Origin of the sequence: Sphingomonas sp. (assembly GCF_965200135.1) — a bacterium.
Taxonomy (GTDB): Bacteria; Pseudomonadota; Alphaproteobacteria; order Sphingomonadales; family Sphingomonadaceae; genus Sphingomonas.
Window position 1 is genome coordinate 564387 of sequence record NZ_CBDATK010000006.1, and the last position, 12360, is coordinate 576746.

A 12360-nucleotide genomic window follows, 5' to 3' on the forward strand; every position below is an offset into this window, starting at 1 on the left:
CCTCGTTCTGAAGTCCCACATCGCGTCCCACATCTTGATCCGGATTTGCAGAGAAACTGTGGGACATGCTGGTCCGTAGTTTTTCCACAACTCGCTTGCAGATCAATAGGTTGAGACGTTCTGATGGTGACTGGAATTTCAGAACAGTGCCCGTAGGGGTCACCAGCGACGCGGGGACGAAGGCGCGACCTTCCCCGGCTCGGCAGGAGCGGCCCGTCACCTCGCTTCGCCTCCTGATCGCCGCCCGCTCCCACTGGTTCGCGGTGCTGATGGCCTGCACGCTGGCGGCGCGGCTGCTCGTGCCGGTGGGGTTCATGCCGGTCACCGACCACGGCCGCGTGACGTTGCAGATCTGTCCCGGCACCATGCCGACCGTCGCCGCTCATGCGATGGCGGGGATGCATCACGACCAACCGGCCGGCGGCGAGCATGGCAAGGCGGAGATGCCGTGCGCCTATTCGGGCTTGGGGCTCACCGCGCTCGGCTCGGTCGCACCCGTGCTGCTGGCGGCGGCGGTCCTGTTCGCCTTTCTCCTCGCCGCGCGTGCGGTCGCGCTCGTCCTGCCCGCCCCGCCCGGCCGCCTGCGCCCGCCGCTGCGCGCGCCGCCGCTCACCGCCTGATCCCGACCGTCCCGCCGGCACCGTCCGGCTGTCCTCGCCCGCATCGGGCGAGCCTTCGGCGCGTGCGCGTCCGGACCGATCAGGAATTGTCATGTCCCCCAATCTCTTCGCGGCGCTGTGCGTCACGGCCGTCGCCGTCTCTCCCGCCGCCGCCCAAACTGTCCCGGACCGCCGTGCCGAGCTGCTGCGCCAGCGCGCCGCGATCGACGCCGAGCTTCGGGCGCTCGACGCCACCCGAACCGACCTGCCGGCCGCCCCGGACCTCTCGCCCGACGACGTCGTCGTCACCGGCCGGGCGCTGTCGCTGACGACACGGGTCACCGGTCAGACCGTCACCACCGTCGACGACGGCGCGTTCCGCAACACGCCCGCGACGACGATCGCCGACATCGTCAAGCTCGCGCCCGGCATCGCGGTGATCCAGGGCAATGGCCCGCGCGACGTCGGCGTGTCGATCCGTGGCTCCAACGCGCGCAACGCGTTCGGCGCGCGCAACATCCAGGTGTTCGAGGACGACTTTCCGGTCACGCAGCCCGACGGGCTCGCGCGCTTCGACCTCACCGACCCGCATGCCTATGGCGCGGTCGACGTGGTGCGCGGGCCGTCGTCGGCGCGGTACGGCAATTATGCGCTCGGCGGCGCGGTCAACTTCCGCACCCGGCGCGGGCGCGACATTCAGGGCGTGGAGATCGGCACCGACGTCGGCGGGGACGGCTATGCCAATGTCTACGCCACGATCGGCCATGCCGGTCCGCGCTACGACTATGCGCTGTTCGGCAGCCTGGTCGGCGGCGACGGCGCGACCGGGCACACCGGCTACCGGACCGGCACGATCAACGCCTACGCCACCTTCGCGCTCGGCGACCGCGATCGGGTCGCGGCCAAGGTGATCTATAACGAGGGCGAGTTCCGCCTGTCGACGCGGCTGTCCTACAACCAGTATCTGGCGAACCCCTATCAGCAGGGTTGCGAACGCGCCGCCGATGCGGCACCCGGCTGCGGCACGATCGCGGTGCTGGTCAACGGCACCAACGGCGCGCGTATCGCGCAAACCGCGGCAGAGGGCGACCTCGCGCGCAACGACCGCCGCACCATCGTCGGCACCCGCTACGAACACGACTTCGGGGCGAGCACGACGTGGCGCACGCAGGCGACCTTCGACAGCCGCGTCGTCAATCAGCCGACCAGCGCCACCCCGTTCAAGGGCACGCTCGACAGCTACAACATCACCTCGGACGTGACGAACCGGAGCACGGTCGGCGGCATGGCGCTGACCGGCTTCGCCCAACTGTTCTACAACTACCTCGACAACCAGAGCTACAGCTTCAACAAGACACCCGCCGGCCGCGACGGGTTCGGCGCGCTGGCGCAGACCGTGTTCGGCGATGTCCGCAACTATGGCGTCCGCGCGCGCGCCGAACTGTCGCTGCGGCCGACGCTGCAGCTGATCGCGGGGGCGAGCGGCGAGCGGTCGCTCCTCGCCGTCCGCCAGACCGCCTTTGCCTATCCGATCGGCGGCAGCCCGGTGCTGACGCTGATCCCCGCACGGCGCACGTTCTGGAACGTCGCGCCGGAGGCGGCGCTGTTTCTGGACGCCCGTCGCCCCGGTGCGGCTCCATGCCCGGATCGGGATTGGCTTCGGCATTCCGCAGGCGGGGCAGCTGTTCGTCACGCCGCAAGGCACCTTCGGCAACAACGTCGATCTGCGGACGCAGCGGAACACCGGCGTCGATCTCGGCGCGGAGCTGACGCTGGGCGACGACCTCAAGGCGGAGGTAACCGGCTATCAGGAGTGGTTCCGCAACGAGCTGGTCAGCCAGTCGGCGGGCGTCAACCTCCAGACCTATACCTCGAACGTCCCACGGTCGCGGCATCGCGGCATCGAGATCGGGCTCGACTGGCGACCGTTGCCGGCGGCGCTGCCGGGCGCACGGGTGCAGGCGAGCTACAGCTACAACGACCAGTATTATACCGATTTCCGCGAGCGGCTGACGGCCGGCCCGACCTCGGTGGTGCTGGACCGGGCGGGCAATGCCATTCCCGGCGTGATCCCGACCTTCGTCAACGCGCGGGTCGGCTATGACCATCCGGCGGGCGGGCTGGCCGGACTCGGCGCATTCGGGGAGGTGACCTATCGGCAGCGTTATTTCATCGACAACGCCAATCTGCTGCGCGTGCCCGGCATCACGCTGGTCAACCTGAATCTCCATTACGACCCGCTGCGCGGCGACGGCTGGTGGTCGCGGCTGAGCCTGTTCGCGAGCGTCCAGAACCTGTTCGACCGGACCTATATCGGCTCCGCATCGATCGTGTCGGACGGCATCGCCGCCGGCTCCGGCGTGCCCAATGGCGAGGCGGTGCTGAGGAGCGCGACGGGCTCGATCTACGCCGGTCAGCCACGCACGGTGTACGCCGGCGTGAAGTCGAGGTTCTGAGCGATGCGCTGGCCCAGTCTCCTCACCATCCGCCGCTGGCACTTCTACGCCGGGCTGTTCTGCATCCCGTTCGTGCTGTGGCTGGCGCTGACCGGATCGATCTACCTGTTCCGTCCGCAGATCGAGGCGCTGATCGACCGGCCCTACGCGCACGTCATCCCCGCCGCCGCCCCGCGCCGGTCGGCGGCGGATCAGGTCGCGGCGGCGGTCGCGGCGGTGCCCGGCGCGACGCTGCACCGCTATCAGCTGCCCGACACGCCCGAGCAGGCGGTCCAGGTCATCGTCGGGCAGGCGGGCCGCGAGACGCGGGTCTACGTGCATCCGGGCACGCTCGCGGTGCTCAAGACGGTGGGCGAACAGGACCGGCTGATGCGGATCGTGTTCCGGCTCCACGGCGAGCTGCTGGCGGGCGATGTCGGCTCCTATGTGGTCGAGCTCGCCGCGTCGTGGACGATCGTGATGATCCTGACCGGCCTGGTGCTGTGGTGGCCGCGCGGCGGCGGCTTGGCCGGCGTCGTCTATCCGCGCCTGTCCGCCGGCGGGCGGCGTTTCTGGCGCGACCTGCATGGCGTGACCGGGTTCTGGGTCTCGGCGATGGCGCTGCTGCTGCTCGTGTCGGGCCTGCCCTGGGCGAAGAGCTGGGGCAGCTACCTCAAGGCGATCCGGACCGTCGCGGAAGGATCGGCGGGTCGGCAGGACTGGACGATCGGCAGCGGCGGGGCCGGCACGGCGGCGATGGCGGACGCGCACGCCGAGCATGGCGGCATGCGGATGGCGCACCCGGCGATGTCCTATGCGCCGCTCGACCGGCTGATCGCGACGCTGCGCCCGCTCGATCTCGCGGCACCCGTGCTGATCGCGCCGCCAACCGGCGCGGGCGAGCCGTGGACCGCCAAGTCGGACGCCGCCGACCGGCCGCGCCGCACCGACCTGACGCTCGACGGCGCGAGCGGGCGGGTGCTGACCCGCACCGACTTCGCGCAGCGTCGGCCGATCGATCGTCTGGTCGGCTATGGCGTCGCGCTGCACGAGGGGCAACTGTTCGGCTGGCTCAATCAGCTCGTCAACCTGCTCACCGCGCTCGGGCTGATGCTGTTGTCGATCAGCGGCGTCGTGCTGTGGTGGCGACGACGCCCAAGCGGCAGCCTTGGCGCGCCGGCCGATCGCGACCGTGTCACGTCATGGCCGGCCGCCGTGTCGATCGGCCTGCTCGCCGTCGCGCTGCCGCTGTTCGGCCTCAGCCTGCTGGTCGTGCTGGCGCTCGAACGGCTGCTGCTCCGGCGGTTGCCGGAGGTTCGCGTCTGGCTCGGCCTGTCGCCTATTCGCGCAGGCGCCGCGCGAAGCCCTGCCGCGAGGTCTCCAGGCGATTGTTGAGCGACCCGCGCAATTCGCCGCGCAGCCGGTCGAGCGCCTCGTTGCTCATCATGCCACCGGCGACCTTCTCGACGCTCTCCGCCACCGATGGACCGAACATGCCCAGCCCCTTAGACTGCTCGATCGCGCCGATCGTCCAGAACTGGTCGGGATGGGCATGGCGCTCCATCACCTCGAAGGGGATGTTGAGGTAGCCGTTCTGGCCGTAACCGGCGCCCCAGCTGTTGCGGACGATATAGACCTTCTCCTCGAGGTCGTAGCCGACGATCAGCATCGCGTGCCCGCTGGGCGCGGAATTGACCTGGATCGTCTCCGGGTTCGGCACCGTCCCGGTCTGACCCGCCACCTGATAGCATTCGCTCGGCAGGACGATGCCGAACGCGACCGGCAGCCCCTGCGCCAGCGCCGCCATCGCCGGTTCGCCGCGCGGGGTGCGGGCGAACTGGATCGCTTCATAGGAGGTGGCGTTCTTGAAGCAGGCGTCGGTCGGCTGCGCCCTGACCATCGCTTCCTCGAACGGCCACATCCGCTCCTCGCACACCCCGAAGGCGAGCACGGCGGCCATGCCGTGATGGATGAAGCTGCCGTTGTCGTTGGCCTCGTTCTTGGTGATGCTGCGCGCGTTCCAGTAAAGGAACAGCCGCGACATATCGACGGGCGCCATCCCGGCCTTGCGCTGATGCAGCTCCAGCGCGCCGACGATCGCGTTGGCGACGCAGCTGTTGGTCTGGCGCTGGTCCTCGACGGGCGAGCAATGCGGGCGCAGGTCGACGCGGCGCGGCAGGTCGCCGCCGCCCGCCAACGTCAGCATGGGTGCCGCCGCCGGCGCGCCTTCGAACAGGCAACCGTCGAGCGGGCGGCCGTTCCAACTATCCGTCATGATGCGTCTCCTCTGTCCGGCGACAGGTCAATTTCCAGTGATGCGGAGCGACTGTGCCGGGCACGGTGTCGTGGGCTGATGATTGATGTGGAAACAGCCTTGCCGCAATCCGGCAGGGGTATTCCTGTCGTAGTTCACATGGCCCTCGTTGGCCCAATAAAGCCGACCGCTCTGGCCGTCCGACAGCGTGAAGCTGGCCTCGGCTCCGCTGAAGCGGCCCTCGATCTTCGTCGGCACACCGCCGGCGATACCATCGCCGCCGAAGCTGCCGTTCGCATCGAATCGGACGTTGAACTCGGCTCCGGCAGGGTCGATCCACGGCCCGTTGAGCCTTGAATAGTCGAGTATCGGCGCATCGTCATCCTTCCCGACGATGCCAGTGACGCTATTCTCAACGACGATGCCGCCATCGTCGTTCCGATGCATGGTGTTGGCCTGAGGTTCCTGTTTTGCGCCGTCGATCGCCGCGCCGATGCCACCGAGCAACAGCAGCCCGCCTAGGACGCCGCCGCTGATCTTCGCCCACATCGGCACGCCCGCCGCCGGCGCACGGGGCACCGAATCACCGCCGACCAGATTGTTCACCTGCTGTTGTCGCTGGACGCCGCCGCCGAACGCCGCGTTCAGCCGCTGCCGATAGTCGGCGACGCTCTGCGGGCGGCTGGCGGGGCGGTTCTGGAGCCCCGACTGGATCAGCGCGTCGATGCCCTGCGGCACGTCCGGCCGCCCGCTCGACGGCGGTTGCCAGCCGCCGGTCGGCAACACGTCGACCAGCAGCTCGTAGAAGATCGTCGACAGCGAATAGAAGTCCGCGGCCGGGGTGGCGCTGTCCGGGTTGGTGATCTGTTCGGGTGCCATGTAGCGCGGGGTGCCCAGCCCCGTGCTGCCGCTGTCGGTCGTGCCGCCGCCGACCACGCGCGCGATGCCGAAATCGAGCAGCTTCAGCGACACCGCCTCCGCCGTCGGTTCGCTGGTCAGCATGATGTTCTCGGGCTTCAGGTCGCGATGGACGATGCCCATCGCGTGCGCGACCTCCAGCCCGTTCAGCACCTCCGCGATGATCCGCGCCGCCACCGCCATGGCGATGTCCTTGCGCGCGTTCAGCAGCTTGCGATGCCATTCGCGCAGGGAGACGCCGTTGACGAACTCCATCGCCATGAACGGCTGACCGGCGAGCTGATCGACGTGATAGACCGCGACGACGTTCTTGTGGCGGATGTCCTGCGTCAGCACGCCTTCCGCGATCAGCCGGTCGACCGCGCCCGCACCGTCCAGCCGGTCCGGGCGGATCAGCTTCAGCGCCACCTCGCGATTGCCGATCCGGTCCTTCGCGCGATAGACGACGCCCATGCCGCCGCTGCCGAGCAGCGACTCGATCGTGTAGCGCTCGGCGAAGACGGTGCCGGGCGCCATCGTCGCGTCGTTGGACCAGACGCGGCGTTGCGTCGGATCGCCGCCGATCGTCTGGAGATCGCTCATCGTCCGCAGCGTCGGTCCCACCGTCGGCGCCGCGACGGGCTTGCCGCACTTTTCGCAAAAGGCGTTGCCCGACGGATTGTCGGCGCCGCAATGGGGGCAGGTGGTCATGCGGACGCTCCGGTGACGGCGGGTTCTCGCGCCAGGGTGACGGTGCAGACCTGATCGAACTCGCGGGTGAAACGGACGCTCAGCGCCAGCGCGTCCGCCGCCTTCGCGACCGGGGCGATCACGTCGCCGTCGTTAAGCCGGACGGTCGCATTGGCGGCCTGCGGCTGGCCGTTGACCCTGATCCCGTTCGATCCGGTGACGCGCAGCATCAGCCGGTCGTTCTCGACGTAAAGCTCGAAATGCCGACGCGAGATCATCTGCGACAGCTCCTCGTCCAGCTTGCCGCCACGATCGGTGACCAGCAGCCGCACGTCGTTGTCGCCGCCGTCTGCCCGCGTGCGCGACCGCCCGAACGCGAGCACCGCGTCGCTGGTCAGCACCGGCAGGCCCGACGCCGGCGCTTCCTTGTCGCCATAGCCCCGGAACGCGAAGGTCGCCGACCGCAGCACGCGCAGGTCCTCGCCCATCCCGCGCAGGCCCAGCCGGCGTTCTTCCAGGTCCAGCCGCTGGATGTTCATGTCGATCGCCGACACGACCTTGCCGTCGTCCTTGCCGGTGCGGCCGCTGTTGTCGGTGATCTGGATGACGTTGCCGTTCATCTCGTTCTCGCTGGAGATCTGCACCACCGGGCCCTTCTCGTCCTTGTCGCCGGCGATATTGAGCAGCACGCGCGTCGAAAACGCGAAGTTCTCCTCGCGCGATCGCCAGCGGGTGGCGACCGCCCACATGATCTCGATCTCGTGCAGGCCGGCACGGTCGAACTCGCGCGCGATCACCGATGCGGGCGCGCGCGTGTTCGGGTCGAGCTGTTCCCAGCCAAGCCGCTCCTTGCGCCACTCCCCCTTCTCGCGGCTCCACAGCCCGGTGACGAGCAGCGGTCGATCGACCGTCGACGAGTTGTAGAGGTCGAACGGCAGCGCGACCGAGCCGCCGATCGGCGCGTTCATCGTCGCGCCGGGAATGATCTGAAGATGCGGCGCGACGCAGACGTGGCAGAGCCCGTCCTCGCCGACCAGCCCGCCGCAGTCGGCATGCGCCATGCACCGCGCCAGCGGCTGTCCGCACGTCGCGCAGAACAGTGCCGCCGGATCGGCACGGACGCTGTCGAAACAGCAGTCGCGCGGGCTACGCAGGCGCCGCATCGCCACCATCAGCCGGCCCGCCCCCGCGCCGCCCGCGTCATGTCCGCATCTGGTGGCCGCAGCCGCCGCAGAAGTTCGCCTTGGCCGACAGCACCTTGCCGCATTTCGGGCATTCGGTGGTCGCACCGTCGGTGCCGCCCAGCCCATGATCGCCCTGCTCGCGCGCACCGCCCGCGCCATAGGCGACGCCCGTCGCGCCCTTCATCCCGGTTTCGAGCATGCGATGTTCGTGCTCGCGGCTGGTCGCGCGCTCCTCGCGCATGTCGTTCGCCATCTGCCTGACGACCTGCCCCAGCTGTTCGCCGCCGGCGGCGCGCGCCTTGGCCTCCTCGATCTTGGCGTTCGCGGCGGTCTCCGAATAGCTCGCGGTGATCGCCATGATCTGCTCGGGCGTCATGCCGGCGGCGGCGCCCATCTGATCGACGCGATTGCGCGCCTCGGCATCCATGACGCTGATCCGGTTCGCCGCGCCCGCCGTCTCGACCTTGATGCCGCGATCGGCTTTCCGGTCTTCGAGATCCTGCTCGATCTTGCCGACGCCGGCGAGATTTTCCTGCGCGATCGTCTGCCAGCCGCGCGTCTGGCTCTGCTTCGATCCGACCTGCGCCTCGTCGATGTCGACGTCGGTCAGCGCCTCCAGCTTCCGCATCTCGGCGGTGTGGCGGCGATCGAGCGAGTCGATGTCGCGTTCGACGACGCGCAACCGCGCGCGTTCGCCGGTCAGGTCGATCTGCTGGCCGGCCTCGGCAAGCTGGTTCTCGAACTTGCCCGCCCGCTCGGTCCGCAGGATGCCGATCTCGTGCTGGAGCGCCTCGGCTTCCTGCCGCCGCGCCGCCGCCTCGCGCGCGTCGGTGAAGCTGACCTCGCTGTTCAGCACCATCAGCGCCAGCTCGTCGGCGCTCGCCTGTTGCAGCTTGGTCAGATCGGTCTGGCTGGTGATCCTGACCTCGGTCGCGTCCGCCTGTCGCGCCACCGCGCGCTTCATCAGGTCGAGCTGATAATCCAGCCCGGCCTGCTGCCGCTCGATCTCCGCCTTTTCCAGCTGCTCGCGCTCGACCGCGTTCATCGCCCACTGGATCGAGCCGTTACGCACCATCAGACCCAGGTCGCCGCAGATCCGCTGCGCCTCGGTCATCATGTCGGCCTGGATCTGATCCTGCAGCCCGCGATTGCCGCGGATTTCGCCCGCGTCGTGACGACCGATCACCGCCTCGAACACGCGGTCGCGGAACTGCGGCTCGATCCGTTCCAGCACGTCGAAACGCGACAGCGCCTTGCGCCCGCCGGCGACGGCGCCGTCCTTCGACTCGACGGTCTGCTGTCGCGACACGCCGCTCATCAGGCCCAGGACGTTGGTCGGCTTGTCCGGATCGAGCTGCAGCTCCAGCGTTGCGGTGCCCGCGATCTCGACGGTGTCCTTGCTGACGCCCTTGACGGCGAACTGGACCTGGAACGGTTTCAGGTCGGCCAGCATGATCGCATAGTGATGCGACCCGCCGATCACGCCCTTGATGTTCTCCCACAGCCCGCCGACCGAGAACTGAGCGCCCTTGAAGCTGTTGATGAGCGCGCCGTCGCGGAACAGCAGCGCCGCAAGGTCGGGCGGCGATGCGAAACGCTTCTCGAAGAAGGTCTTGAACTCGGACTCGCGGACGAACTCCGCCAGCAGGTTTGGATCGGTCAGAACGAGTGGGCTCGACTCCATGGCTTACGCCCCCTTCCATTTGCGCTCGTGCAGAAACTTGTAGACGTGCCAGGCGATCACCAGGACGGCCATCAGCGCGGCGATCCAATGGTCAGTGATGATCTTCTGCATCTTCTCCGTGCTCGACAGCTGCTTGAAGGTGGCGCTCATCGAGCCGACCTGCCCGACCGCGCCGATCAGCACCGTCAGCAGCGTAAATACGGACATCAGGAACGCCGCCGCCGACGCCAGCCGCTCGCCGATCGTGACCGGATGCTTCGCCGCCGCCAGCGCCGCCGCCTCCGCCCGTTCGCGCGTGTCCAAGTCGTCCTCGTGCGCCTCGCCGCGTTCGATCGCCGCCGCCCGCGCCTTTTGATCGACATGGAGGAAATCGGGCTGCGCGTTCCGGGAGCGGCTCGCGGTCGAGGCGATCGTCAGGTTGTAGGCGTGACGCCGCCACCAGGCGACGAGCGCCAGGAACAGCCAGACCAGCGTCACCACGACCGTGATCTTGAACAGCGTATCGATCAGCGGCCACGCATCGGGCGGTATGCTGTCGATGACATCCTGGACGTTCGGCATGGTCAACCCCTTCGATGGGGCAGGATAGGTCGGTCGCTCCGCCGTCACACCTATCGGATTCGAGAGGTTCTCGCGCGGCGGGCGCAATGCGAGGGTCGCGCGCCGCACCGTGTCGGGGGCCGGAGGACAGGGGTATGCAGGTCGCGCCGAGGAAGGGGATGGTCGGGCTCGCGCTGTTTCCGCTGCTGCTGATCCCGATCCTCTTCTACGACATCATGGCCGCCGTCTCGGCCGCGCCCCCGCCCGGCGGCACGACGCCGACGTTGCTCAACACGCTGCACGGCGAGGCGCTGGCGATCCCGATGCTGTCGGGATCGACGCTGTCGCTGGCCTGGGGCGACCTGTTGCTGCTGCTGTCGGTCGGCTGCCTGCTCGCCGAGGTCATCAAGTCGGCGCACACCGGCTCGGCCGCGATCGTCAATCACATGCTGTCGCTGGGGCTGTTCATCGTCTGCCTGGTCGAGTTCCTGCTGCTGCCGAGCTTTGCCAGTTCCGCCTTTTTCCTCATCACGATGATCGTCCTGCTCGACGCGCTGGCGGGCATGGTGGTCACGATCATCGCGGCGCGACGCGACTTCGACGTCGGCGCGACCGGGCCGTAGCGCCGCATCTCTGGGGGGAGAAGCAGGATGGGAAAGAAGCTGATCTCGGTCGCGACGGCGCTCGCGACGTCGGCCTGCGCCTTCGCGCCGCAGTTGCAGCGGGTCGCGGTCGACCACGATCAGATGGTGGCGCGCACCGAGGACGAGCTGACGCTCCGCAACATCCTGCGCGCGCGCTATCGCTACCCGCTCCACTTCACCGCCGTGACCGAGGTCAACGGCGACGCGCAGATCTCGGTCGGCGCTTCGTTGGGCGCGACCTTTCCCGGCACCGCCGCGACGCGCAACTTCGGCGCGGGCGGCGTGCCGACCGGGTCGGGCGAGGCAGACGGCGCGACCAGCATCGCGCCCGGCCTCAGCGGCAGCGTCGTCACCCGGCCGAGCTTTCGCGCGGCGGTGCTGGAAACCGACAAGTTCCAGCGCGGGCTGCAACGCTCGGTCAACGGCGAGCTGATCGCCTATTATCTCGACGCCGGCTGGCGCGACGAACTGTTGATGGCGCTGTTCGTCGAGCGGCTGGACGTGGTCGACAAGCAGAGCCGGCGGCGACTGGCGTCGATCTTTAACGATCCCGACGACGCCTATGGGTTCCAGAGCATCGTCTGCAACTTCGTGCTGCGGTCGCAGCGGATCGACGATCGCTATCAGCTCGGGCGCGCCGCCGACGTGTTCAAGCCCGAAGACCTCCCGACGCTCGACCCCAGCCTGCGCGTCGAGACGATCCGCAACTTCGTCGATCTGGTGCGCGACGAGCGCGTCGCGCTCGACGCCAACCGGCTGAGCCTGCGGACCAACTCGTCCTATTCGGTGACCTTCACGCGTGGGCGCGACCGCTGCACCGGCGCCGACTTCTCCGGGAGCAAGGCGGCGTGGAAGCGCGCGCATCCCGGCGCCGGGCTGGCCGTCGGCGAGGTGCGGAACGGCATCCCCGTGCTGCCCGGCACGGCGCTGCTCGACCCCGAACAGTTCACGCTGCTGGGTGGTGCGGCGGATACCGACGGCGGGTTCAACGCCCGCTACCTCGGGCGCTCGCCCGGCGTGCCCGTCACCGACCGGCACGACGTCACGCTGGAGGTGCATTTCCGCTCGGTTCAGGACGTGATCTACTTCCTCGGCGAATATCTCCGCGCCGGGCAGACCGCGTACCAGATCCCGCGCGAATATTTCCTGACGCAATGCGGCGCGACCACCGCCCGGCCGCTCCGGCGGATGCGCTGGATCCTCAAGGTGAACGAAGGCGACGCCGACGCGGCGGTCAGCACGCGTTTCCTCGGGCGGCGCATGTTCGTGCCCGTCGAAGCGGAGGGCGACGACGCGAACCGGTGCGGCAGCGCCGGGGGCGAGAGCAGCCGGGGCCTGCAGGTGATCGCGCTGGTGCAGCAGCTGCTCAATCTCAACAAGTCCGCCGACCAGCTGCCGACCTCGCTGTCGATCACCGCGATCCGCTGACGCCG

Annotated in this window: 10 protein-coding genes and 1 pseudogene; 6 read left to right on the forward strand and 5 right to left on the reverse strand. The window is 68.9% G+C overall.

Annotation, left to right across the window (positions count from 1 at the left end):
* Positions 1-146 precede the first annotated feature (146 nt).
* The 4 genes and pseudogenes from ACOFKS_RS07500 (at position 147) to ACOFKS_RS07515 (ending at position 4429) form a co-directional block, all read left to right on the forward strand.
* Entirely contained in the window at positions 147-620 is a 474-nt protein-coding gene (locus ACOFKS_RS07500; protein ID WP_419808612.1) for a hypothetical protein, read from the forward strand.
* Between the two features lie 91 nt (positions 621-711).
* Positions 712-1203, forward strand: a pseudogene (locus ACOFKS_RS07505) (TonB-dependent receptor plug domain-containing protein); the annotation flags it as partial.
* A 1024-nt stretch (positions 1204-2227) separates the two neighbouring features.
* Entirely contained in the window at positions 2228-3055 is an 828-nt protein-coding gene (locus ACOFKS_RS07510) for a TonB-dependent receptor domain-containing protein (RefSeq protein ID WP_419808613.1), read from the forward strand.
* 3 nt (positions 3056-3058) lie between these two features.
* On the forward strand, positions 3059-4429 hold the full coding sequence (locus ACOFKS_RS07515) for a PepSY-associated TM helix domain-containing protein (protein ID WP_419808614.1): 1371 nt from the start codon (positions 3059-3061) through the stop codon (positions 4427-4429).
* Here the strand turns inward: ACOFKS_RS07515 and ACOFKS_RS07520 are convergent.
* From ACOFKS_RS07520 to ACOFKS_RS07540, 5 genes are read right to left on the reverse strand one after another with little or no spacing between them, the layout of a single operon-like run.
* Positions 4374-5309 (reverse strand): C1 family peptidase, encoded by a 936-nt coding sequence (locus tag ACOFKS_RS07520; protein ID WP_419808615.1) that lies wholly within the window; start codon positions 5307-5309, stop codon positions 4374-4376. The genes ACOFKS_RS07515 and ACOFKS_RS07520 overlap by 56 nt on opposite strands.
* A 27-nt stretch (positions 5310-5336) precedes the next feature.
* Positions 5337-6896 (reverse strand): serine/threonine-protein kinase, encoded by a 1560-nt coding sequence (locus ACOFKS_RS07525; RefSeq protein ID WP_419808616.1) that lies wholly within the window; start codon positions 6894-6896, stop codon positions 5337-5339.
* Entirely contained in the window at positions 6893-8038 is a 1146-nt protein-coding gene (locus tag ACOFKS_RS07530) for an FHA domain-containing protein (protein ID WP_419808617.1), read from the reverse strand. The genes ACOFKS_RS07525 and ACOFKS_RS07530 overlap by 4 nt, the downstream gene beginning before the upstream one ends.
* Before the next feature lie 37 nt (positions 8039-8075).
* Entirely contained in the window at positions 8076-9743 is a 1668-nt protein-coding gene (locus ACOFKS_RS07535; protein WP_419808618.1) for a hypothetical protein, read from the reverse strand.
* Between the two features lie 3 nt (positions 9744-9746).
* Positions 9747-10304, reverse strand: a complete 558-nt coding sequence (locus ACOFKS_RS07540; RefSeq protein ID WP_419808619.1) for a hypothetical protein — start codon at positions 10302-10304, stop codon at positions 9747-9749.
* A 134-nt stretch (positions 10305-10438) separates the two neighbouring features.
* On the opposite strand from ACOFKS_RS07540, the gene ACOFKS_RS07545 reads away from it, so the two are divergent.
* Positions 10439-10906, forward strand: coding sequence for a hypothetical protein (locus tag ACOFKS_RS07545; RefSeq protein ID WP_419808620.1), 468 nt, complete (start codon positions 10439-10441; stop codon positions 10904-10906).
* A gap of 27 nt (positions 10907-10933) precedes the next feature.
* Positions 10934-12355, forward strand: coding sequence for a hypothetical protein (locus tag ACOFKS_RS07550; protein WP_419808621.1), 1422 nt, complete (start codon positions 10934-10936; stop codon positions 12353-12355).
* Positions 12356-12360 lie beyond the last annotated feature (5 nt).

Excerpts from the sequence above, each read along its gene's own strand:
- ACOFKS_RS07535 (WP_419808618.1), bottom strand. The coding sequence starts at position 9,743 with ATGGAGTCGAGCCCACTCGTTCTGACCGATCCAAACCTGCTGGCGGAG.
- ACOFKS_RS07545 (WP_419808620.1), top strand. The coding sequence starts at position 10,439 with ATGCAGGTCGCGCCGAGGAAGGGGATGGTCGGGCTCGCGCTGTTTCCG.
- ACOFKS_RS07550 (WP_419808621.1), top strand. The coding sequence starts at position 10,934 with ATGGGAAAGAAGCTGATCTCGGTCGCGACGGCGCTCGCGACGTCGGCC.
- ACOFKS_RS07525 (WP_419808616.1), bottom strand. The coding sequence starts at position 6,896 with ATGACCACCTGCCCCCATTGCGGCGCCGACAATCCGTCGGGCAACGCC.
- ACOFKS_RS07540 (WP_419808619.1), bottom strand. The coding sequence starts at position 10,304 with ATGCCGAACGTCCAGGATGTCATCGACAGCATACCGCCCGATGCGTGG.
- ACOFKS_RS07530 (WP_419808617.1), bottom strand. The coding sequence starts at position 8,038 with ATGCGGCGCCTGCGTAGCCCGCGCGACTGCTGTTTCGACAGCGTCCGT.
- ACOFKS_RS07520 (WP_419808615.1), bottom strand. The coding sequence starts at position 5,309 with ATGACGGATAGTTGGAACGGCCGCCCGCTCGACGGTTGCCTGTTCGAA.
- ACOFKS_RS07515 (WP_419808614.1), top strand. The coding sequence starts at position 3,059 with ATGCGCTGGCCCAGTCTCCTCACCATCCGCCGCTGGCACTTCTACGCC.